Source organism: Arthrobacter sp. PL16 (assembly GCF_035985055.1).
Classification (GTDB): Bacteria; Actinomycetota; Actinomycetes; order Actinomycetales; family Micrococcaceae; genus Arthrobacter_D; species Arthrobacter_D cheniae.
In genome coordinates, this window is record NZ_JAXCIC010000007.1 from 147326 (window position 1) to 169913 (window position 22588).

A 22588-nucleotide genomic window follows, 5' to 3' on the forward strand; every position below is an offset into this window, starting at 1 on the left:
CCACCATGAACCGCCGTGCCTTCCTGCCGACCCTCGCCCTTGCCACCGCTCTCTCGTTCAGCCTCAGCGGCTGCCTGGCCGGCGAGAACGCGGCCGACACGCAGCCAGTATCCGAGGACGGGACGCAGGGCGGGACCCTCAACATCGACTTCGCCACCTACAATCCTCTGAGCCTCATCATCAAGGAGCAGGGCTGGCTCGAGGACGAGCTCGCCGACCAGGACATCACCGTCAACTGGGTGCAGTCCGCCGGGTCCAACAAGGCCAACGAGGCCCTGCGAGCCGGGGCGATCGACGTCGGCTCCACTGCCGGTTCCGCCGCCCTCCTCGCCCGCTCCAACGGCTCGCCGATCAAGGCCATCGACATCTACTCGCAGCCCGAGTGGGCTGCGCTCGTGACCCTGCCGGACTCCGGCATCACGAGCGTCGAGGACCTGCGCGGCAGATCGGTCGCCGCGACGCGCGGAACGGACCCCTACTTCTTCCTCCTGCAGGCACTCGAAGCGGCAGGAGTTGACCAGTCGGAGGTGACGATCGAGAACCTCCAGCATGCCGACGGCCGAGCAGCACTGGCCAGCGGCGCCGTCGATGCCTGGTCCGGACTGGATCCGATTATGGCCGCCGCCGAGCAGGACGGCGCGCAGCTCTTCTTCCGCGACATCGACTACAACACCTACGGATTCCTCAACGCCACCGAGGACTTCCTCTCGGACAAGCCCGACGTCGCGCAGACTGTCGTCAACGCGTACGAGAAGGCGCGTGAATGGGCGAAGGAGAACCCCGAGGAGACCGCAGCCATCCTCGCAGAGGTCGCCGCCATCGACCCGGCGGTCGCCAGCTCCGTCATCATCGACCGCACTAACCTCGACGTCGACCCCGCGCCGGGCGACGCGCAGCGCAGCGTCCTCGAGAAGATCGGTCCCGTGTTCGTCGAGACCGGGGACGTCCAGACCCAGAAGCAGATCGACGACGCCCTCGGATCCCTCTTCGACCCCTCGCTCGTCGAGAAGGCCGACCCGGCCTCCATCGGCTCCGACTCATGAGTGCCGAGTATGCGACCCCCGTCAGCAAGGAGGGGCTCGAGGCGACGGGCTCGGCGATCACCAGCGCGTCGGCAGCAACGCGCGGCTCCAGACCGGGACGAACAGCGGGCCGCCGTGCGGGGATCATCCTCCTCGGGCTGATCGTCCCCGCACTGATCCTGCTCGCCTGGCACCTCAGCACGGCCTCGGGATTCTTCCGGCCGTCGCAGCTGCCCTCGCCGGCGTCCGTACTCGCGGCCGCCGTCGACCTCATCGAGCGCGGGCAGCTCGCCACCCACATCCTCATCTCCACCCAGCGCGTGATCCTCGGGTTCCTCATCGGATCCCTGCTCGGGGTGCTGGCGGGCGCTCTGCTCGGACTCTCGCGCCTCGCCGACGTCCTGCTGACTCCGACGGTCGGCGCCCTCCGCGCCGTCCCGTCCCTCGCGTGGGTGCCTCTGCTGGTGCTCTGGATCGGCATCAACGAGGACTCCAAGGTCACGCTGATCACCATCGGCGCGTTCTTCCCCGTGTTCACCACCCTCTACCTCGGGCTGCGTCATGTGGACCGCAACCTCGTCGAGGCCGCTCGCGCCTTCGGGGTGAACGGCGTCCGGCTCCTGACCACGGTCCAGCTGCCCGCCGTCGTCCCCGCCCTCTTCTCCGGCCTCCGGTTGGCGTTGGCCCAGTCCTGGCTGTTCCTCGTAGCGGCCGAACTCATCGCGTCCTCGATGGGGCTGGGTTTCCTGCTCACCGATTCCCAGCAGACGGGCCGCGTGGACCGCATCATCCTCGCCATCATCCTGCTGGCCGTCATCGGCAAGATCACCGACGCACTCCTCGGCATCGCCGAGCGCTGGGCGGTGCGGCGGTGGGCGTAGCGACGACGACGGAGCCTTCGCTTCCGCTCGAGGACGAGGCCGACCGCCTCGCGTTCTGGGCCGAGCAGGCCGCACGACTCGAGTGGAACACACACTGGGACACGCTGCACTCCTTCGAGAAGGCCGAGCTGCAGGCGGATGGGACGCTCAGTGTTCCCGTCATCGAGTGGTTCTCGGGAGGCACGCTGAACGTAGCCGCCAACTGCGTGGACCGGCATGTCCGGGCAGGCAACGGCGACCGTGTGGCGCTCCATTTCGAGGGCGAGCCGGGCGACCGCCGGACCGTGACCTACGCGGACCTGCGGGACGAGGTCTCACGCGCGGCGAACGCGCTGCTCGCCCTCGGAATCGGACAGGGCGACCGCGTGGTCATCTATCTCCCCGTGCTCGTGGAGACAGTCGTCATCACGCTGGCCTGCGCCCGGATCGGCGCCGTGCACTCCCTCGTGTTCGGAGGGTTCTCGGCGGAGGCGCTGCGCTTCCGCGTCGAGGACACCGGCGCCAAGCTGCTGGTGACCACGGACGGGCAGTTCCGCCGCGGCGCCGCGGTACCCGTGAAGGACAACGCCGACGCCGCGGTATCCGGGGAGAACAGCATCGAGCACGTCCTGGTGGTGCGCCGCACGGGCTCGGACGTCAGCTGGACCGAGGGCCGCGACGTGTGGTGGCACGACGTCGTCGACACCGCGTCCCCGCACCACGAGCCGGAGGCGTTCGACGCCGAGACCCCGCTGTTCATCATGTACACGTCGGGAACCACGGGGAAGCCGAAGGGTCTCGTCCACACCTCGGGCGGCTACCTGACGCAGGCATCCTGGAGCTTCGAGCACCTCTTCAGCAACCCGGATGTAGCAGGGCGGGACCGTGACGTCCACTGGTGCACCGCGGACCTCGCCTGGGTCACGGCACATACGTACGAGCTGTACGGACCGTTGTCGAACGGCGCCACCCAGGTCATCTTCGAGGGCACCCCGAACACACCGCACGCGGGCCGCCACTTCGAGATCATCGAGCGCTACGGCGTCACCAGCTACTACACGGCTCCCACGCTGGTGCGCTCGCTGATGGGCTGGTTCCCGGACGGAGTCCCGTCGGACTACGATCTCTCGAGCATCCGCGTGCTCGGCACGGTCGGCGAGGCCGTCAATCCGGAGGCATGGCGCTGGTTCCGCCGGAACCTCGGCCGGGACGAGGTTCCCGTCGTGGACACCTGGTGGCAGTCCGAGACCGGCGCCACGGTCCTCTCTCCCAGCCCCACGGACGCCGCCTTCAAGCCCGGCTGCGCTGCGAGGGCGCTTCCCGGCCTGAGCACGCGCATCGTCGACGAGGACGGGCTGGGCGTCCCTCCCGGGGTGCAGGGTCTGATCGTCGTGGACCGCCACGGTCCAGCCATGGCCCGTACCGTCTGGGGGAATCCGCAGCGCTACCTCGACTCGTACTGGCGGAAGTTCGCGGCGCAGGGGTGGTTTCTCGCGGGTGACGGCGCGCGGTACGACGACGACGGAGACACCTGGATCCTCGGGCGCGTGGACGATGTCATCAACGTGTCGGGGCATCGCCTGTCCACGATCGAGATCGAGTCGGCCCTCGTGGAACATCCGCTCGTGACGGAGGCCGGCGCATGTCCCATCGCGGACCCGCTGACGGGTCACGCCATCGCTGCCTTCGTCCTGCTGGCATCGGGGGCAGATCCTGAGGTCGACGTCGCCTCGACGCTGCGCGCTCATGTCACGCAGGCGATCGGAGCGATCGCGCGGCCGGCAGCCGTCGTCGTCGTGCAGGATGTGCCGAAGACCCGCTCCGGCAAGATCATGCGTCGCCTGCTGACGCAGCTCTACGAGGGCACACAGCTCGGTGATACGACGTCCCTGCAGAACGAGGGATGCATTCCCGGCATCCAGGACGTCCTCGCCCGTCGTCCGTGAACCCGTGCGGTCCCGACCCGTCAGCGCACCGTTCGGTATCGATGATGCACAGGTAGTGGTCGAAGGAGCGACGATTACGTGTCGGTGTCCCGACGCGCCATCGGGACGGGCTTGGATTCCACACTCCCACGTTCGCGCAGGTAGACGGACGCGCCGATCATCACGGCGATGACCATGAATTCGCTTTGCCAGTTCTGGAAGGATTCGAACCAGAACCGCGACGTCGCCATGTACCCGAACACTGTGACCCCGGGCGCGCCGTGGCTTGCCTGCTCCTCGTTGTAGGCCTCGCTCCCGCCCACGGCGTGCAGCAGGAACGACGCCGCGAACAGGACGAAGAACATGATGGACAGTGAGTGCTCGTACAGCCTGAGTAGAAGGCCGCCGTGGCGCACGGGCCAGGGGGTGTCGCGTTCCGTGGCGGCAGTACGCGGATCGTCGTCCTGCGGTTCGTGCTTGTCCGGCAGCTTCGACTCGGAGGAACCGCGTTGGAACAGGTACGCGGTCAGCACGACGTACATCCCCATCTGCAGGAACTCGGACTCCCAGTTCTCGAACGTCGCCTCCAGGAAATCGCCGGTACCGAAGAAACCGAGGAGGGTCGCGCCCGGTTCTCCATGGGCACGTTGCTCCTCGTTGTAGTTGAGGACGCCGCTGATCACCATACCGACGAAGGAAATCAGGAAGAGGGCCGCATTCACGAGCAGGAGGCCGCGGTCCCTGATCCAGAGCTTCATGATGGTACCCGTCCTTCCACCGAGCGCGCTGTTCGCTTTTACAACGCTAGGAAGGCGGCAGTGCCTCGGCAATCGGGATGGTTGCGTCATTGCCGGTTGCATCGCTGCCGAAGCGTACGTTCCTCCGACCGGTCGAGACCACCCCGTTTAACGGAAGGAAGCGGCAGGCGCCCCGTCCAAGCGCCTGCCGCTCCCCGTCAGTGGTCCGTTCCGGTGTTAGCCCGCTACCCGAACGAAGGATGCTCCCGCGAGGTCCGAGAGGGGGTGCTGCATGGTCGAGTTCGCACCGTTCATGCCGCTGCTGATGACCTGGCCGTCACCGACGTAGATAGCGACGTGCCCGGAGGTGATCACGATGTCGCCCGGGGCCGGGGAGGCCACGGTGGAACCGAACTGGAAGAACTGCGAGGGGCCGAGGTCACCTGCGGGGATTCCCGCGGCGTTCAGGGCATTCTCGACCAGCACGGTGCAGTCCTGGGTTGCTCCGATCTGCGACTGCGCGGAAGCCACGAGGGTTCCGGCGGCTCCGCTGGCTGATGCCACCGGGGTGATGTCGGCGGAGGCGAGGTACATGCCCGACTCCGGAGCTGCGGACACGGCCGGCGCCGGGGCGACGGCTGCGGCCTGCTGGACCGGAGCCGCCGGGATGGCTACGGGCACCGACACGGCTGCTGCGGGCGCTTGGGCCACGTCACCGGTAGGGATGGTGATGGTGTCGCCCGGGAAGATGACCGAAGCTATTGAGAGCCCGTTGGCACCGATCAGGGTGTTGAGGTCCGCGCCGTAGCTGGCCGCGATGGCACCGAGTGTGTCACCGGCGACGACGGTGTGGGTTGCGCCGGCTGCCGGTGCAACGGCTGTCTCTGCAACGGGTGCAACCGCTGCGGCGGGAGCCTGGACGGCCACGGATGCCGCCGTCGTGTCCTGACCGGTGTACTCACCGGCGTTGGCGGTACCGACGGCGCTGAGCGCGAGGCCCGAGGTGACGGCAACGATGGCAACGGGACGGCCGACGGTAGTGGCGTGGTTCTTTGCTGCACGGGACAGCCCCTGCAGAGCGAGGTTGCCCTCGATAACGGCGCGGTGGCGTGCAGGTGAAGTGATTCGTGACATGGATCTATACCTCTCCCATGCCTGCGGGGTGAGCTGTCGGGTTCGGATGGGAGTCACCCGGCCGCGGGCACCGCCGGTGGGCGGTGCGGTGCGGCTTAACCCCGAGGACGCCTGCAGATGATCTGCGCGCCCGGTGGAACTAGTGGTTCCCCCGTCCCTGCCTTCGTGTTTGCGAACGTATCCCGATCGGCGGCAGGGCTCGGCAATCCATACGGGAGCACCCCACGTGGACGGGGGCACCCGACGACGATAGCCAGCGTTCCGCCGGTTTGTCACATTTGCATAACGGAGGTTACCCTGCCCCTAGACGTGGGCACGCCACCGACGGATCGCGACGACGGTGCCGCCGGAACTGAGGGCGAGCAGGACCGCCTGCTGCACCAGGAACCAGACCGTCGGCTGATCATCCGAGTATCGGATCGCCACGAGGATACTGGCGGCGAGAACGAGGGTCAGGACGACGCCCACGCAGGTCAGGGTGTTCCACAGCCTGCGCTCCTGCAGGCGAGTCGCCGTCTTCCATTCCTCCATGGCTCAACCCTAGGCGCCGGAAAGCATGCAGCCCCACTCGCTGGATGCGAGTGGGGCCGCCCAAACCTTTCCGAGAGAAACGTCGTGGACCTGGCAGCTAGGGGCGCACGGGTGCGCTTGCGTTGGCGATCAGGTCCACGGCCTGCTCGGGGAACCAGGCGCCGGCCGAAGGATCGACGCGGCCCCACTCGGGATCGACTCCATCGTTGTCCGTCAGACCACGGCTGCATTCTCCGTCCGACTCACCCGGGACCTTGATCCACAGGAAGGCGTCGGCGAGCTCATTGCCGGTGTCGGACGTCGGCAGGTAGCCGAGCCCGCGGCTCGGCGGATTGCACCAGACCTGGGGGTCGGGGTAGGAGGCCGAGGGAACCCAGGGGCCCCGGCCGTTGCGGCTCGTGTCGATGACGAAGTGCGCGAGCTCATCGGAGGACGGGGCATTGGCGGCAGCGCCCACGTTCTGTGCATACCAGGCGTCGGTCAGACCCCAGGTGGAGAAGTCGGAGGGCGAAGCCGGGTAATACTGGCTTGCGCAGGATCCGTAGGCGCCCGGTTTGATCTCCGTCGCGTAGTAGATGCACTGCGAGACCCACGAGCCGAACTTCAGCTGCCGCTCGGTGAGCTCGTAGTTCGAGACGTTGAGGAAGAAGCCGTCGGCCTTCTGGACACCGGCCTTCACGAGCCGGCTCGAGATCTCACCCGTCCCCAGCCAGGCACTGTGCGTCCCGTCGAGATAGACCTTGGTGTTGGGGAGGGCCTTGAGCTGGTCCACCGCGTAGTTGAGCATCTCGAAGCGCTCGGCGGCGGCAGTCGCGGAATTCGCTTCCGCCGGCTGGCACCACTCGAGATTGCCGTCCAGTGCCGTGTACCAGGGGATGATGCCCAGTCCGTCCGGTTCGAGCACCACCATGGCCGCCCTGTCCTGGATTCCCGCGGCGAGCGCATCGACCCATGCCTTGTACCCGGCGACGTCCGTTGCGCCACCGGCGGAGTACTGCGAGCAGTCCCGGAACGGGAGGTTGTAGGCGGCCAGTACAGGCACCTGCCCCTTGCCCGCGGCGCGGTGCGTGGTGTTCCTGACCTCCTGCGTCACCGTCGTCGGATCGCTGCCGGTGACCCAGACGGCCTGGGGCGTGGAGATCATCGCGCTGAGGCTGTCGGCCGCCGCCCGGTCACCCGAGGACCGCAGGTCCGCGATCTGGCGCTGTGCCTCGTGGTAGTGGTTCTGCTTGGGGACGTAGAACTCGGTGGCGGTCGGCTCCCCCGACGTCGGCTGCCCGCCCGTGGGGCCCTGTGCTGCGGCCGGGATTGCCGACAGGGCGGTGGAGGCGAGGACTCCTGCAAGTGCAAGCGTCATGGCGCAGGTCCTGGAAATGCTGAGCATCATTGCTCCTCATACTGTGGATGGTGGCGTGGAAGCCCGATCGGTAGCGACCTCCACCCGCCGTGGAAGCGCTCCCACGGCCAGTCTTTGTTGTTGTCCCCAACTTTGTCAAGACTCCCGGTACGGCTGGAAGCCAGCTCGGCGGCGCCTCATACGGGGACACATTGTTTGGTTCTGCAGAGTCCCGGTGTCAGACTCGAACCGACCATCCCGAGCGGCTGAGAGACCTGGCTCCATGAAGCCGCAGCAACCCTGGCTGCCGCCATCGAACGGCGACATGAGGGTGCTACTGCCAGGACGATGGAGGAGATAATGAGCGTCGCCGACCTTTCCACCCCCCTGAAATTCGCCTATTGGGTTCCCAACGTCAGTGGCGGCCTGGTGGTCTCGACCATCGAGCAGCGCACGAGCTGGGACTTCGACTACAACAAGAAGCTCGCGCGCATCGCGGAGGACGCCGGCTTCGAGTACGCCCTTTCGCAGACTCGATACGCCGCCTCCTACGGCGCGGACAAGCAGCATGAGGCCACGAGTTTCTCGCTCGCCCTCCTGGCTGCGACCGAGAAGCTCAAGGTCATCGCCGCCGTCCATCCCGGCATGTGGCACCCCGGCGTGCTGGCAAAATTCATCATCACCGCGGACCACATCTCGAACGGCCGCGCCGCTGTCAATATCGTCTCCGGCTGGCTCAAGGACGAGTTCGTCAATTTCGGCCTCGAGTGGCTCGAGCACGACGAGCGCTATGTCCGCACCGAGGAATTCATCCGGATCCTGCGCGGACTGTGGACCGAGCAGGGCTACACCCAGTCCGGCAAGTACTACAACATCAACAACTTCACGTTGAGCCCCGCTCCCGTGGATGTTCCGGGACGCCCGCATCCGGAAGTCTTCTTCGGTGGCAACTCGACGGCGGCGCAGGCTACTGCCGGGCGCGTCGCTGACTGGTACTTCTCGAACGGCAAGGACCTCGAGGGTTTCAAGGAGAATATCGCCGGCGTCCAGGCGTCCGCGGCCGAAGTGGGTCGGCGCCCCCGCTACGGACTCAACGGCTTCGTGATCGCCCGCGACTCCGAGAAGGAGGCCCGCGACACGCTGCGCGAGATCGTCGAGAAGGCGCACCGGCCCGCGGTCGAGGGTTTCCGTGACGCGGTGCAGGAAGCCGGCGCCTCCACGAAGGATGGCAAGGGCATGTGGGCGGACTCCTCGTTCGAGGACCTCGTGCAGTACAACGACGGCTTCAAGACCCAGCTCATCGGTACCCCGGAGCAGATTGCCGAGCGGATCGTCGAGTACAAGAAGATCGGCGTCAATTTGTTCCTCACCTGCTACCTGCACTTCCAGGAGGAGGTCACGGCTTTCGGCACCGACATCCTGCCGATCGTGCGTGAACTCGAAGCGGATGCGGCACGCAAGGCAGGCGTCGACTTCGATCCGGGCGAGACCCTCGCCGGTACCCTCCCCAGCAAGGCAGGTGTCTGATGGCAGAACGCTCCTTCGGTTTCCGCACGCGTGCACTGCACGCCGGTGGCACCCCTGACGCCACCCATGGCGCCCGAGCCGTCCCGATCTACCAGACGACGTCGTTCGTCTTCAAGGACACGAACGACGCCGCAAACCTCTTCGCGCTGCAGAAGTACGGCAACATCTACTCGCGCATCGGTAATCCCACGGTGGCGGCTTTCGAGGAGCGCATCGCATCGCTGGAAGGCGGCATCGGCGCGGTAGCGACGGCGTCGGGCATGAGCGCGGAGTTCCTCACCTTCGCTGCGCTGTGCCAGGCCGGCGACCACATCGTTGCGGCCTCACAGCTCTATGGCGGGACCGTGACGCAGCTCGACGTGACGCTGCGGCGCTTCGGCATCGAGACCACCTTCGTTCCCGGCACCGATCCCGCCGACTATGCAGCCGCCATCCGCGAGAACACCAAGGCCGTCTACGCCGAGGTCATTGCGAACCCCTCGGGGGAGATCGCGGACCTCGCAGGTCTGGCGAAAGTGGCCCACGACGCCGGCGTCCCGTTCATCGTCGATTCCACGCTCAGCACGCCGTACCTCGTGCGGCCGATCGAGCACGGCGCGGACATCGTCATCCACTCCGCCACCAAGTTCATCGGTGGGCATGGCACCACCCTGGGCGGCGTGATCGTGGAGAGCGGCAGGTTCGACTGGGGAAACGGCAAGTTCCCCATGATGACCGAGCCCGTGCCCTCCTACGGCAACATCCAGTGGTGGGCGAACTTCGGTGAGTACGGCTTCCTGACGAAGCTCCGGACCGAGCAGCTCCGCGACATCGGGCCGTCGCTCTCGCCCATGTCCGCATTCCAGCTGCTGCAGGGTGTGGAGACCCTGGCCCAGCGTTTGGACGAACACCTCGAGAACGCCCAGGCCGTGGCGGAGTGGCTGCAGGCCGACCCCCGCGTGGAGTACGTCAACTACGCGGGCCTGCCCACGCACGTGCACCACGAGCGCGCGAAGAAATACCTGCCCCAGGGCCCCGGGTCCGTGTTCAGCTTCGGCATCAAGGGCGGACGCAAGGCCGGGCAGAAATTCATCGAGTCGCTGCAACTCGCCTCACACCTCGCGAACGTGGGTGATTCGCGCACCCTCGTGATCCATCCGGGCTCGACGACGCACCAGCAGCTCTCCGCCGAGCAGCTCGTCGCGGCCGGCGTACCCGAGGACCTCGTGCGCATCTCCGTGGGGCTGGAGGACCTCGGTGACATCCTTTGGGATCTCGACCAGGCGCTCGACCTCGCCTTCGACGCCTCCGACGAAGCCTTCGACGACCTCCCGCAGGAGTCCGCCGGAGGAAACGACGACGACGCCTCGGCAACGCGCGCGGTAGGAGTGGGAGCATGAGCAGTACTGCACCGGAACGTACCTGGGAAGGCCCGTCGGCACCCGAACGCCTCGCGCTCCTCAGGAACGCGCGGTCCGTCGCGATCGTCGGGGCGTCGGACAAGCCGTCGCGCGCGTCCTACTTCGTGGCCACCTACCTCCAGTCGAGTTCCCCGTACCGCCTCTACTTCGTGAATCCGGTGGCCAAGGAGATCCTCGGGCAGCCGGCTTACCCGTCCCTCGAGGACCTGCCCGAGGTTCCCGATGTCGTCGACGTGTTCCGCAAGCACGACGACCTCCCCTCCGTCCTGAAGGAGACGCTCGACGTCGGCGCGAAAACGCTCTGGCTGCAGCTCGGTTCCTGGCACGAGGACGTGGCGCGGGACGCCGAAGCAGCCGGCCTGAACGTCGTGATGGACCGGTGTATCAAGATCGAGCATGCGCGGTTCCACGGCGGGCTCAACCTGGCGGGGTTCAACACGGGTATCATCTCCTCGAAGCGGCAGATCACCTCGTAGGGCTTCTTCGTCAGGTCCCTCGGCATCAGCGACGGATGCGACTGTTCGACCGGCAGCAGGGGACGCGACGACGGTAGGTGCCGGCCGTCCAGGCCGTAGCGGACGCACCCCAGGCAACACCCTTTGCACAGGAGGAAGTCCAATGTCCGATCTCATCACTCCGGAGCTTGTCACCCTGGATGCGAATGTAGGCACAGACCGGTCCTCGGTGATCCGCTACTTCGCTGAACAGGTCGCGGGACAGGGACGCGCCAGCAAGGCGGACGGCCTCTACGCCGATGCCCTGGCACGTGAGGAGAGAACCGCGACAGGAATCCCTGGGGGAATCGCCCTCCCCCATTGCCGGTCGAAAGCCGTGCTCGTCCCGACGCTCGCCGTGGCACGGTTGTCCCCCGCCGTCGACTTCGGTGCCAAGGACGGCCCAGCTGACCTCGTGTTCTTCATCGCCGGGTCACCCGGCACCGACGCGGAGCACCTGAAGGTGCTCTCGAAGCTCGCGCGATCGCTCATCCGGAAGGACTTCACCGCCTCCCTGAGGGCTGCCGAAACCAGCGAGGATGTCGTGCGGCTCGTCGAGGGAGCCCTGGGCGTCGGAGCCGGTGCCACCGCTGAAGCCGCTGCAGCCAGGAACGACGGCGTGGCGCAGGGTGGATCCGTCGCCGGAGCTGCCGCCGCCGCCGCCGCCGTCGTTGTTGCCGCCGCCGGAGATGCGAAGGCTACGCCTGCTGGACAGGATCCACCGGGTATCCGGGGTGGGGCGTAGGTCGCTGCGGTGTCTGAGCCCCGATCGGCTCTTCGCGCCACAGAGCTGCGGGAATGAGAAGGCCGCTTCGAGGCCCGTTGGGGAATGAGCCTCGAAGCGGCGCTCATAGTTCGGTGATCGATGGGCAGGTCGCGGACGTCGCGCCCTGCCCATCCTTTCTTCGTTTCCTGCTGCCGGCCTATTTGAGGGCGTTGGAGGCGCGGCGCTTGTTGAAGACGTCGAACCCGACGGCGAGCAGGAGCACCATGCCCTTGATGAATTGCTGGACGTCGATCCCCACACCCAGCAGGGACATGCCGTTGTTCAGCACGCCCATGATGAGACCGCCGGTGATGGCGCCGATCACGGTTCCCACGCCACCGGTCACCGCTGCACCACCGATGAACGCCGCCGCGATGGCGTCGAGCTCGAACAGGTTGCCTGCACCCGGGCCGGCCGAGTTCAGGCGGCCGGTGAAGATGAGTCCCGCCAGGGCCGCGAGCACGCCCATGTTCACGAAGAGCATGAAGTCGATGCGCTTCGTGTTGACGCCCGAGAGCTGTGCGGCCTGCAGGTTCCCACCGCGAGCGTAGATGTGGCGACCGAACACGCTGTTGCTCATGACCAGGCTGTAGGCGACGATCAGGATGCCGAGGACCACGAGGACGATCGGCGTTCCGCTGCGGGAGCCGGCCAGCAGGTAGGTCAAGCCCAGGATGATGGCGGCGATGAATGCGAGCTTGGTGAAGAACCAGGCCGCGGGCTCGTCCTCGAGCTTCAGGCGCGCGCGCGTGGCCCGCCCCCGGAGCTGGCTGGCGACGAGGAGGACGACGGCGACGACGCCGAGGACCACCGTGGTCCAGTCGAGGAGGTTCGTCTCCGGTGGGAAGAGCCCGGGGAAGAGGAAGCCGCCGCCGAGCTGGCGGTACTCCTCGGGGAACCCGGTGATGCGCTGGTTCTCGAGCACGATCTGCGTGAGTCCACGGAACACGAGCATGCCCGCGAGTGTCACGATGAAGGCGGGGATGCCCACGTAGGCCACCCAGAAGCCCTGCCAGGCGCCGACGAGCCCGCCGATCACGAGCGAGGCGATGAAGGCCACCCACCAGGTGAAGCCCCAGTCCTGGATCATGATGCCGGACATCGCGCCGACGAAGGCCGCCACGGACCCGACGGACAGGTCGATATGCCCGGCGACGATGATCATGACCATGCCGATGGCCAGCAGCAGGATGTAGCTGTTCTGGACGATGATGTTCGAGACGTTGTCCGGCATGAGCAGCGCGCCCCCGGTCAGCACCTGGAACAGGGCGACGATGACGATGAGCGCTACGAAGATGCCGATCTGACGCAGCCGGCTCGTGAGGAAGGCCAGCCCGTGCTTCACGGGAGGCGGAGGTGCGGTCACTGCGGGGTCTTTGACTGTGGTTGCCATGGAATCAGTCCTTTTCCTTGGTCATGTACTGCATGAGAAGTTCGGGGGTCGCCTGCCCGATGGGCACTTCGGCGGTGATGCGGCCTTCGGCGAGGGTATAGATGCGGTCGCAGATGCCGAGAAGCTCGGGCAACTCCGAGGAGATGACGATGACGGCCTTCCCCTCCGCAGCCAGGCGGTTGATGATCGTGTAGATCTCATATTTGGCACCGACGTCGATCCCGCGCGTGGGCTCGTCGAGGATGAGGACGTCGGGGTCCGAGAACATCCACTTGGAGAGCACCACCTTCTGCTGGTTACCGCCGGAGAGCTTGCCGGTGATGGCCGTGACGGTGGGTGCCTTGATGTTCATCGAGCGGCGGTACTCGCCGGCGACGACGGCCTCGCGTCCGCTGTCCACCCAGCCGCGCTTCGCCAGTTTGCCGAGGGCCGCACCGGAGACATTGCGCTTGATGTCGTCGATCAGGTTCAGGCCGTACCGTTTGCGGTCCTCCGTGGCGTACGCGATACCGTGTCGGATCGCCTCCCCGACGCTGCGCGCCGTGATCGGCGTTCCGTTCTTGTAGAGAGTGCCGGTGATACGTGAACCGTAGCTCCGCCCGAAGATGCTCATGGCGAGCTCGGTGCGGCCGGCGCCCATCAGGCCGGCGATACCGACGACCTCACCGGCACGGACCGAGAGGTTCGCGGAGTCGACCACCACGCGGGAGCCCTCCTGCGGGTGATGCACCGTCCAGTCCTCGACGCGGAGCACTTCCTCGCCGATCACCGGCGTGCGGTCCGGATAGCGGCTTTCCATGTCCCGGCCCACCATGCCCTTGATGATGCGCTCCTCGGTGACGGAGCCATCGTGGAGACTCAGCGTCTCGATGGTGCGGCCGTCACGGAGGATGGTCACGGAGTCGGCGATCGCCCGGATCTCGTTGAGCTTGTGGCTGATGATGATGCACGTGATCCCCTCGTCACGGAGTCCCTTCACCAGCCCGAGGAGGTGCGCGGAGTCCTCGTCGTTCAGGGCTGCGGTGGGCTCGTCGAGAATCAGCAGCTTCACGTTCTTCGACAGTGCCTTGGCGATCTCGACGAGTTGCTGCTTTCCCACACCGATATCGCCCGCACGCACCACGGGGTTGAGGTCGAGGCCCACACGGCGCAGGAGCTTGGCTGCCTCCACGTTGGTCTCGTTCCAGTTGATGAACCCGCGCTTCTCCCGCTCGTTGCCGAGGAAGATGTTCTCGGCGACGGAGAGGAAGGGTGAGAGGGCGAGCTCCTGGTGGATGATGACGATGCCGTCACGCTCGCTGTCGCGGATGTCCCTGAATTCGACGACGGAACCCTCGAGTTCGATGTCGCCGTCGTACGTGCCGTGCGGGTACACACCCGACAGCACTTTCATGAGGGTCGATTTCCCGGCCCCGTTCTCTCCGCAGATCGCGTGGACTTCTCCGCGTGCGACGTCGAGATTGACGTCCTGCAGTGCCTTCACGCCCGGGAAGGTCTTGGTGATGCGGCGCATCCGAAGGATGTTCTCCGCCATGGTCGAGCCTCGCTTACTTGAGTGGAAGTCCCGGCGACGGCCGGGCGAGGTACAGCAGCCTGTGGCTCCGGACCGGAGCGGTACGGAGCCACAGGTATCAGGAGTGCTGTGGAACGGTTACTTGAGGTCGTCCTCGGTGTAGTAGCCGGTCTCGACGAGCGCTGCCTCGTAGTTGTCGACCGTGACGATCTGCGACTCGAGCAGGTAGGCAGGGACCACCTTGACGCCGTTGTCGTACGTCTCGGTGTCGTTCACCTCGGGCTCCTCGCCCTTCATCAGTGCGTCGACCATGGTGACGGCCTGCTTGCCGAGCTCGCGGACGTCCTTGAAGATCGTCGAGTACTGCTCACCCTCGACGATGGACTTCACCGAGCCCACCTCGGCGTCCTGCCCGGTGACGACCGGGAGTTCGTCCGCCGAGTAACCGCCCGAGGTCAGGGCCGAGATGATGCCGATGGAGAGACCGTCGTAGGGCGAGAGGACGCCTTCGAGCCGCTCGCCGCCGCCGACGGTGAGGAGGTCCTCCATGCGGTCCTGGGCGGTGTCGGGCAGCCAGCGGAGGATCGCTGCCTGCTCGAACTCCGTCTGGCCGCTGGGCACGCGGAGCACGCCGCTGTCCAGGTACGGCTTGAGCGTCTTCATCGCACCGTCCCAGAAGAACGTCGCGTTGTTGTCGTCCGGGCTTCCGGCGAAGAGCTCGACGTCGAACGGACCCATCTCGCCGGTCTCCTTGCCCTCGGCGTCGAGGATACCGAGGCCGGTGAGCAGCGAGGTGGCCTGCTGGACGCCGACTTCCTCGTTGTCGAAGGTCGTGTAGTAGTCCACGGTGTCCGACTCGTTGATCAGGCGGTCGTAGGCGATGACCGGGATGTCCTGGGCCTCGGCCTGGTCGAGGACGCTCGTCAGCGTGGTGCCGTCGATCGAGGCGACCACGAGGGCCTTCACGCCGCCGTTGATCATGTTCTCGATCTGCGAGATCTGCGTCGGGATGTCGTCGTTCGCGAACTGGAGGTCGACGTCGTAGCCGAGCTCCTCGAGCTGGCTCTTGACGTTCTCGCCGTCGGCGATCCAGCGCTCGGACTGCTGCGTAGGCATGGCCACGCCGATCTTTGCACCTTCATTGGATCCGCCCTCGGCAGCGGCGTCGCCGCCGCCCCTGCTCCCACCGCAGGCGGTGAGGCTGAGGGTCAGGATGCTGGCGGCCGCGATGCCGGCCAGGTATTTCCGATTCATGGTGGAACTTTCTTGTGAGTGGTTTCCGGCAGCGTTGCCGGCTTTCGGGGAGGAGCTCTTACAGTTTTTGCGCCAGCCGGTAGTAGGCGGCGTTCCAGCGCAGCTCACGCTGGAAGTCACGCAGCCTGGTATCGGCGTCGATCCGCAGCAGTTCGACCTCGGCGATGTCCGCGAAGTCCTCGAAGACCTCGAGGCCCACCGCGGTGGTGAGGACGGTGTGGTGCGCGGCGCCGGCACTGAGCCAGGCCGCTGCGGACGTTTCGAGGCTCGGCTCCGGCTTCCACACTGCGCGGGCGACCGGCAGGTTGGGAAGCGGGGCGTCGGGCGGGACGACCTCGACGGCGTTGGCCGTGAGGCGGAAGCGGTCCCTCATGTCCGACATCGCGACGACGACGCCGGCACCGGCGTCCGTGTCGAACACGAGCCGTACGGGGTCTTCCTTGCCGCCGATTCCGAGCGGGTGCACCTCCAGGGAGGGCTTGGACGTGGTCAGGGTAGGGCAGATCTCGAGCATGTGCGCTCCGAGGATCTTCTCCTCCCCCGGCACCAGGTGGTAGGTGTAATCCTCCATCAGGGAGGCGCCGCCGGGCAGTCCTGCACCCATGACCTTGGCCGCGCGGACGAGGACGGCGGTCTTCCAGTCGCCCTCGGCACCGAAGCCGTAGCCGCGTGCCATGAGCCGCTGGACGGCGAGGCCTGGCAGCTGGCGGAGCGCGCCCAGGTCCTCGAAGTTGGTGGTGAAGGCACCGAAGCCGCCCTCCTCGAGGAAGGACAGCAGGCCGAGTTCCTGGCGCGCGCCGTAGCGCAGCGACTCGTGCCGGTTCCCGCCGCGCCGGAGTTCGGGGACGACGTCGTACGTCTCCTCGTACTCGGCCACGAGCGCATCGATGTCGGACTCGGACTGGGCCTCGACGGCGGCGACGAGATCGTTGACGCCCCAGGTGTTGATCGATACGCCGAACCGCAGCTCCGCCTCCGTCTTGTCACCCTCGGTGACCGCGACGTTGCGCATGTTGTCACCGAAGCGGGCGACCTTGAGTTCGTGCACGGCAGCCCAGCCGGCAGCGGCCCGCTGCCAGGTGGCGACCTTCGCGCAGACGTCGGGGCTCGAGACGTGCCCGACGACGGTCTTCCGCGGCACGCCGAGCCGCGACTGGATGTACCCGAACTCGCGGTCGCCGTGCGCGGCCTGGTTGAGGTTCATGAAGTCGAAGTCGATCTCGGCCCACGGCAGGGCGACGTTGATCTGGGTGTGCAGGTGCAGCAGGGGCTTGCGGAGGGCGTCGAGGCCCGCGATCCACATCTTGGCGGGACTGAAGGTGTGCATCCAGGCGATCACGCCGATCGCCTGGTCCGCGGCGTTGACCTCGAGCGCCATCCGGCGGATCGAGGCGGAGTCCTTGAGCGTCGGCTTCCAGACGACCTTCACGGGAAGGCCGGACTCGCCGAGCATCCGGACGATCTCCTGGGACTGTTCCGCGACCTGCTGCAGGGTTTCCTCGCCGTAGAGGTCCTGGCTCCCGGTGAGGAACCAGACTTCATAGGCATCGAGGGTCGTGCTGAGGGGGCTCATGCGGGGGCTCCTGGAGTCGTGGGTTGACCGTACACGTTCTGGTAGCGGTCGAACAGTGAGTCGATGTGCTCGGGCTGGATGCCTGCGGGCGCGCCGAGCTGGCGCGAGATGTGGACGGTGCGGGCGACGTCCTCGAGCATGACGGCGGCCTTGACGGCATCCTTCGCGTCCTTGCCGATGGTGAAGGGCCCGTGGCTCTTCATCAGGACGCCACGGGAGCGGTGGTTCGCCAGCGTCTCGACGATTCCGCGACCGATCGAGTCGTCACCGATGATCGCGAAGGGACCTACGGGTATCTCCCCGCCGAACTCGTCCGCCATTGCCGTGATGACACAGGGGATGGCCTCGCCGCGGGCGGCCCAGGCCACCGCATAGGTGGAGTGCGTGTGCACGACGCCGCCGACGTCGGGCATGTGGCGGTACACGTAGGCGTGGGCGGCGGTGTCACTCGACGGCGACCGGTCCGACCCGGGCGTTCCCTCGATGACGTTGCCGTCGAGGTCGCACAGGATCTGGTTCTCCGGCGTCAGCTCGTCGTAGCTGACGCCGGAGGGCTTGATGACGAACAGGTCCGCTCCGGGGACGCGGCCGGAGACGTTGCCGCCGGTCCAGACGACGAGTCCGTAGCGCACGAGTTCCGCGTGCAGCGCTGCGACGTCCCTGCGGACCCCGGCGATCGCGGCTTCGATCTCCGGGCCGAAGGCGGTGGCGCCGGTCATGCCGACACTGCCTGCGGTGTGCGGGCCGAACGGCGGAGGGCTTTCAACCGATGCATGACGTCGTTGGCGCCACGGCCGAAGTAGTCGTGCAGTTCGGCGTACTCGCGATAGAGGGCGTCATAGGCGGCCGCGCTCTCGGGATCGGGAGTGTAAGCGGCCCTGTCGAGGCGGCCCATCGCGGCGGCGGCCGCGTGGATGTCGTCATAGGCACCGGCGGCGACCGCGGCATGGATGGCGGAACCCAGGGCTGGTCCCTGCGAGCTGCCGATCACCGAGATGGGCATGTTGAGGACGTCCGCGTAGACCTGCATCAGGAAGGGATTGCGGATGAGTCCGCCTGCGGCGACGAACTCGGTGACGGGAACGCCGGCGGCATTGAAGGTCTCGACGATCTTCCGGGTTCCGAACGCCGTCGATTCCAGCAGCGCCCGGTACACCTCGTGCGGCTTGGTGGCCAGTGTCAGGCCCACGATGGTGCCGGACAGCTCGTGGTCCACGAGGACGGAACGGTTGCCGGAGTGCCAGTCGAGGGCCACGAGACCGTGGGCGCCGACGGGCTCCACCTGCGCCTGTTCGGTCAGGTACTCGTGCACGCTCAGGCCCTGTGCCGTGGCGGCGTCCTTGATCTCGCCGGGCACCTGGTTGGCGACGAACCAGGCGAAGATGTCGCCGACGCCGGACTGCCCGGCCTCGTAGCCGTAGAAGCCCTCGACGATCCCGCCGTCGACGACGCCGCACATGCCGGGCACCTCACTCAGCCGGTCCGAGTTCATGACGTGGCAGGTCGAGGTGCCCATGATGGCCACCATCTGACCGAGATCGGTCGCCTGTGCTGCGGGGGCTGTCACGTGCGCATCGACGTTCCCGACGGCGACGGCGATGCCCGCGGGCAGTCCCGTCCAGGCCGCTGCCTCCTCCGAGAGTGATCCCGCCTTCGACGCGAGTGCGCCGATGGTGTGCGCGACCTTCTCGCGGGCGAAACCGGCGAAGTCGGGGTTGAGGGCCGCGAGGAACTCGTCGGACGGGTACGCGCCATCCTGGTAGATGCCCTTGTACCCGGCGGTGCAGGCGTTCCGCACGTACTCGCCCGTGAGCTGCCAGACGATCCAGTCGGCGGCCTCGACCCAGTGCTCCATCAGGTCGTACAGCTCGCGGTCCTCCTCGAGCAGCTGGAGTCCCTTCGCGAACTCCCATTCGCTGGAGATGAGCCCGCCGTAGCGGGGCAGCCAGGCCTCACCGCGCTCGGCGGCCAGTTCGTTGATGCGGGTGGCCTGGCCCTGCGCTGCGTGGTGCTTCCACAACTTCACGTAGGAGTGCGGGCGGCCCTCGTACCCGGGCACCTCGTTGAGCGGTGTGCCGTCGGCGAGGGTAGGCACCATGGTGCAGGCGGTGAAGTCGGTGGCGATGCCGATGACGTCCTGCGGATCGATGCCCGCATCCCTCACGGCCGCGGGAACGGCCACGCGGAGGACGTCGACGTAGTCCGATGGGACCTGCAGCGCCCACTCGGGCGGGAGCTGCTCCCCCGTGGCCGCCAGCGTGGCGTCCATGACGGCGTGGGGATAGTCGAGCGTGGAGGCACCGAGCTCGGCGCCGTCGGAGACGCGGACGACGACGGCGCGCCCCGACAGGGTGCCGTAGTCGACGCCGATGACGTAGGTGGATCCGGTGCCGGCGGGTACTCCGGTCATGGATGCGCCCGTGGTGGAGTCACTCAAGGGAAGGACCTCTTTGTTCTTCTCGACACCGCGTAGCAGTGCTCTGGTGGATCGAAGTGGTGGTGGACGGATCACGTGACTATCCATGTGACCGTTCACATTGCAGATACCAGTGTAAGCGTGCCTCCGTGGGCGATGTCAATGATCCGCGGGTAACGAGGACGTATCGGCCGCTACCTCCGCTGTCGACGCGCGGACGACGAGTTCGGGGATCACATCGGGCGCGGCGCCGGCGACGCCCGGCACCACCCCCGCTCCTCCGTCCCCGATGAGCCCGAGCAACCTCGCGACGCACCGTCTGCCCAGCTCCGGGAAGTCCTGCCGCACTGTCGTGAGCGGCGGCCAGTAGTGCGGAGCTTCCGGGACGTCGTCGAACCCGACCACGCTCATGTCCTCAGGCACCCTGCGCCCGTTCTCACGGAAGGCGTGGAAGAGCCCTAGTGCCATCTGGTCGTTCGAGGAGAACACCGCGGTGACGCCCGGATCCCGTGCCATGCCAAGTCCCACCCTGTAACCCGACTCGGCCGTCCAGTCCCCGGTCAGAAGATTCTCGGGCGTGCATCCCCAGGCCTCCATCTCGCTGCGGTATCCCCGGATACGCGCCTCGGTCTCGAACCAGCCGTCCGGACCGGCCACGTGCACGATGCGTCGGTGACCGAGCTCGAGCAGGTGCCGGGTGGCAAGAGCCGCTCCGCCTGCCTGGTCGACGGACAGGCGATGGTCGTCATGGGCCTTCGCCGAATGGACCGTCACGAAGGGCAACGTGATCGACAGCCGTTCGATCTCGCCGAGAGTCTGGGTCTGGGGCGCCAGGATGATGAGCCCGTCCACGCCGTGGGCAAGCAGCCGGTCGAGGGCCGCGCGGATCGAATCGCCGTCGACGTCGTCGAGGTGCGCGACGTCGACGCCGTACCCTGCCTCCCGCGCAGCGCTGTCGATGGCCTGCAGGCTGGCGGCGGGGCCGTATTCGAAACCCTTGCTCACGAGCACGCCGATGGTGGTGGACCGGCTGGTCACGAGCGCGCGGGCGGCCCGATTCGGACGGAAGCTGAGCTCGTCCATCGCGGCGAGCACGCGGTCGCGCGTCTCGGCCCGGAGGCTCGGGTGCCCGTTGATGACGCGGGAGACAGTCTGGTGGGAGACGCCGGCGCGCCGGGCCACATCGCGGATGTTCGCGGCGCGGGCGGGGTCCGCGGGCCGCTGCCGGCTCTCCGCGGCAACGCTGCCCGCGGCGTTCACCGCGTCAGTGGGAGTCGACAATGGTGTCGTTCCGCGCGAAGCGCCGATTGCGGAGCACCGGGAGGAACTCGCGGACGTCGTCGACCCTGCGGCGGGTCACGTCCGTGGTGACGATCCCGCGCTCCTCGTCCTCGAGGTGCACCTGGGGAATACCCATGGGGTCGATGATGGCCGAGTGGCCGATCGTGTGGCCACTCGACGTTCCGGCCGCGGCCACCCAGACCGTGTTCTCGATGGCGCGTGCCTTGAGCAGGGTCTCCCAGTGGTCGATCTTGTGCTCGCCTTTGAACCATGCGGCGGGTACGCAGAGGAGGTCTGCACCGGCATCCACCAGCGCGCGCGCCTGCTCGGGAAAGCGGATGTCGTAGCACGTCATGAGCCCCACCCGGACCCCGCCGAGGTCGGCGACCTTGATGCCGCCGTCGCCCGGTTTGATGCGCGTGGACTCGGAGTAGCTGAAGGCGTCATAGAGGTGGAGCTTGCGGTAGGTGTCGACGATCCGGCCGGTGGCGTCCACGAGGACGAGCGTGTTGAAGGGCCGTTCCTCGCCGCTCGACTCGTACCCGCCGGCAACGACGGCGATGGAGTGCTCGGCCGCGAGGAAGGACAGCTGCTGGACGAAGGAGGTCCAGTTGTCCTCCACGGCCTGCTGGAGCGAGCCCTCCACGTTGCCGATCGAGAACATGGATTCCTCGGGGAAGACGATCAGCTCGGAGCCCTCGGAACTCGCCTGCCCTGCAAGTTCCCGCATGACCGCGAGGTTTGCCGGGGCGTCCCCACCCGGCTTGAACTGACCAACGCTGACTTTCATGCTGCCATCCTCACCTGTCCGCCGTGCCGTCCGTCAAGCGTACAGACTCCTGCCCGGCGCGCCGGAGTACCCTCGTTCCATGAAGAACCCGATGAGGAGCAAGCGCGTCACGCCCGGCCCCGGCCAGGAGTCCGTCTGGGACTACCCCCGGCCGCCACGCGTGGAGCGGACGTCGGCGATCATCGAGGTCCGCTTCGGCGGGCAACTGATCGCCCGGACCGACACGGCGGTCCGGGTCCTCGAGACGAGCCACCCACCGGTCTACTACCTGCCGATCAGGGACTTCGCGCCCGGCGTCCTGGTTCCGGTCGAGGGCACCACGCACTGCGAGTTCAAAGGAGCGGCCGGCTACTTCGACGTCGTCACCGGCGGTGCGCGCAGCCCCCGCGGAGCCTGGACCTACCCCACTCCCGTCCGCGGCTACGAGGATCTGTCCACCCGCGCCGCAATCTACCCCTCCCAGATGGACGCATGCACCGTGGACGGCGAGACGGTCAAGGCGCAGGAGGGTGACTTCTACGGTGGCTGGATCATGGCCTCGATCGTCGGACCGTTCAAGGGAGGCGCAGGTACGTGGGGTTGGTGACACCGTCCGCACTGCCGGCGCATCCAGCGGGCGCACAGGGAATGTCGAGC

General features: G+C 67.1%; 20 protein-coding genes and 2 riboswitches. Of the genes, 8 read left to right on the top strand and 12 right to left on the bottom strand.

All coding sequences use genetic code 11. The annotated features are described in order from the left end of the window. The first annotated feature begins 5 nt into the window (after positions 1-5). From RCH21_RS14255 to acs, 3 genes are read left to right on the top strand one after another with little or no spacing between them, the layout of a single operon-like run. Positions 6-1043, top strand: a complete 1038-nt coding sequence (locus tag RCH21_RS14255) for an aliphatic sulfonate ABC transporter substrate-binding protein (RefSeq protein WP_326964946.1) — start codon at positions 6-8, stop codon at positions 1041-1043. Next, positions 1040-1903 (top strand): ABC transporter permease, encoded by an 864-nt coding sequence (locus RCH21_RS14260; RefSeq protein ID WP_326964947.1) that lies wholly within the window; start codon positions 1040-1042, stop codon positions 1901-1903. The genes RCH21_RS14255 and RCH21_RS14260 overlap by 4 nt, the downstream gene beginning before the upstream one ends. Then, complete coding sequence (gene acs / locus RCH21_RS14265; RefSeq protein WP_326964948.1) at positions 1894-3828, top strand: acetate--CoA ligase; 1935 nt, start codon at positions 1894-1896, stop codon at positions 3826-3828. The genes RCH21_RS14260 and acs overlap by 10 nt, the downstream gene beginning before the upstream one ends. A gap of 74 nt (positions 3829-3902) precedes the next feature. Here the strand turns inward: acs and RCH21_RS14270 are convergent, their stop codons facing one another. From RCH21_RS14270 to RCH21_RS14285, 4 genes are all read right to left on the bottom strand, one after another. Beyond that, a complete protein-coding gene (locus tag RCH21_RS14270) occupies positions 3903-4565 on the bottom strand; it encodes a DUF6766 family protein (RefSeq protein WP_326964949.1) in 663 nt (220 codons plus the stop codon). A gap of 216 nt (positions 4566-4781) precedes the next feature. Further along, complete coding sequence (locus RCH21_RS14275; RefSeq protein WP_326964950.1) at positions 4782-5678, bottom strand: LysM domain-containing protein; 897 nt, start codon at positions 5676-5678, stop codon at positions 4782-4784. 3 nt (positions 5679-5681) lie between these two features. After that, positions 5682-5862, bottom strand: a riboswitch (cyclic di-AMP (ydaO/yuaA leader). A gap of 119 nt (positions 5863-5981) precedes the next feature. Then, complete coding sequence (locus tag RCH21_RS14280; RefSeq protein ID WP_326964951.1) at positions 5982-6209, bottom strand: hypothetical protein; 228 nt, start codon at positions 6207-6209, stop codon at positions 5982-5984. Positions 6210-6306: 97 nt separating this feature from the next. Continuing rightward, positions 6307-7566: a glycoside hydrolase family 6 protein gene (locus RCH21_RS14285; RefSeq protein WP_326964952.1), complete on the bottom strand. Its 1260-nt coding sequence runs from the start codon at positions 7564-7566 to the stop codon at positions 6307-6309. Positions 7567-7795: 229 nt separating this feature from the next. Further along, positions 7796-7900: riboswitch (SAM riboswitch) on the top strand. Between RCH21_RS14285 and sfnG the strand changes: the two genes are divergently transcribed. From sfnG to RCH21_RS14305, 4 genes are all read left to right on the top strand, one after another. Continuing rightward, on the top strand, positions 7894-9072 hold the full coding sequence (sfnG, locus tag RCH21_RS14290; RefSeq protein ID WP_326964953.1) for a dimethylsulfone monooxygenase SfnG: 1179 nt from the start codon (positions 7894-7896) through the stop codon (positions 9070-9072). It overlaps the preceding riboswitch by 7 nt. After that, entirely contained in the window at positions 9072-10451 is a 1380-nt protein-coding gene (locus RCH21_RS14295; RefSeq protein ID WP_235830637.1) for an O-acetylhomoserine aminocarboxypropyltransferase/cysteine synthase family protein, read from the top strand. Before sfnG ends, RCH21_RS14295 begins: the two co-directional genes overlap by 1 nt. After that, positions 10448-10948: a CoA-binding protein gene (locus RCH21_RS14300; RefSeq protein WP_120148590.1), complete on the top strand. Its 501-nt coding sequence runs from the start codon at positions 10448-10450 to the stop codon at positions 10946-10948. Before RCH21_RS14295 ends, RCH21_RS14300 begins: the two co-directional genes overlap by 4 nt. A 142-nt stretch (positions 10949-11090) precedes the next feature. Beyond that, on the top strand, positions 11091-11711 hold the full coding sequence (locus RCH21_RS14305; protein ID WP_442784714.1) for a PTS sugar transporter subunit IIA: 621 nt from the start codon (positions 11091-11093) through the stop codon (positions 11709-11711). 178 nt (positions 11712-11889) lie between these two features. Here RCH21_RS14305 and mmsB read toward each other — a convergent pair whose 3' ends face one another. The 8 genes from mmsB to RCH21_RS14345 form a co-directional block, all read right to left on the bottom strand. After that, the gene (gene mmsB / locus RCH21_RS14310; protein WP_326964954.1) at positions 11890-13125 is read right to left on the bottom strand and encodes a multiple monosaccharide ABC transporter permease; all 1236 of its coding nucleotides are present in this window, start codon (positions 13123-13125) and stop codon (positions 11890-11892) included. A gap of 4 nt (positions 13126-13129) precedes the next feature. After that, positions 13130-14659, bottom strand: coding sequence for a multiple monosaccharide ABC transporter ATP-binding protein (gene mmsA / locus RCH21_RS14315; RefSeq protein WP_326964955.1), 1530 nt, complete (start codon positions 14657-14659; stop codon positions 13130-13132). 117 nt (positions 14660-14776) lie between these two features. Continuing rightward, positions 14777-15892, bottom strand: coding sequence for a multiple monosaccharide ABC transporter substrate-binding protein (chvE, locus tag RCH21_RS14320; protein ID WP_120148594.1), 1116 nt, complete (start codon positions 15890-15892; stop codon positions 14777-14779). A 58-nt stretch (positions 15893-15950) separates the two neighbouring features. Continuing rightward, positions 15951-17465 carry an L-arabinose isomerase gene (gene araA, locus RCH21_RS14325; protein WP_326964956.1) on the bottom strand — a complete coding sequence of 505 codons (1515 nt, stop codon included), beginning with the start codon at positions 17463-17465 and terminating at the stop codon, positions 15951-15953. Then, positions 17462-18184: an L-ribulose-5-phosphate 4-epimerase gene (locus RCH21_RS14330; protein WP_120148596.1), complete on the bottom strand. Its 723-nt coding sequence runs from the start codon at positions 18182-18184 to the stop codon at positions 17462-17464. The genes araA and RCH21_RS14330 overlap by 4 nt, the downstream gene beginning before the upstream one ends. Next, entirely contained in the window at positions 18181-19875 is a 1695-nt protein-coding gene (gene araB / locus RCH21_RS14335; protein WP_326964973.1) for a ribulokinase, read from the bottom strand. The genes RCH21_RS14330 and araB overlap by 4 nt, the downstream gene beginning before the upstream one ends. Before the next feature lie 165 nt (positions 19876-20040). Then, entirely contained in the window at positions 20041-21141 is a 1101-nt protein-coding gene (locus RCH21_RS14340; RefSeq protein ID WP_120148597.1) for a LacI family DNA-binding transcriptional regulator, read from the bottom strand. A gap of 4 nt (positions 21142-21145) precedes the next feature. Continuing rightward, on the bottom strand, positions 21146-21952 hold the full coding sequence (locus RCH21_RS14345) for a carbon-nitrogen hydrolase family protein (RefSeq protein WP_326964958.1): 807 nt from the start codon (positions 21950-21952) through the stop codon (positions 21146-21148). Between the two features lie 79 nt (positions 21953-22031). Between RCH21_RS14345 and RCH21_RS14350 the strand changes: the two genes are divergently transcribed. Further along, positions 22032-22538, top strand: coding sequence for a DUF427 domain-containing protein (locus RCH21_RS14350; protein WP_326964959.1), 507 nt, complete (start codon positions 22032-22034; stop codon positions 22536-22538). The last annotated feature ends 50 nt before the right edge of the window (positions 22539-22588 follow it).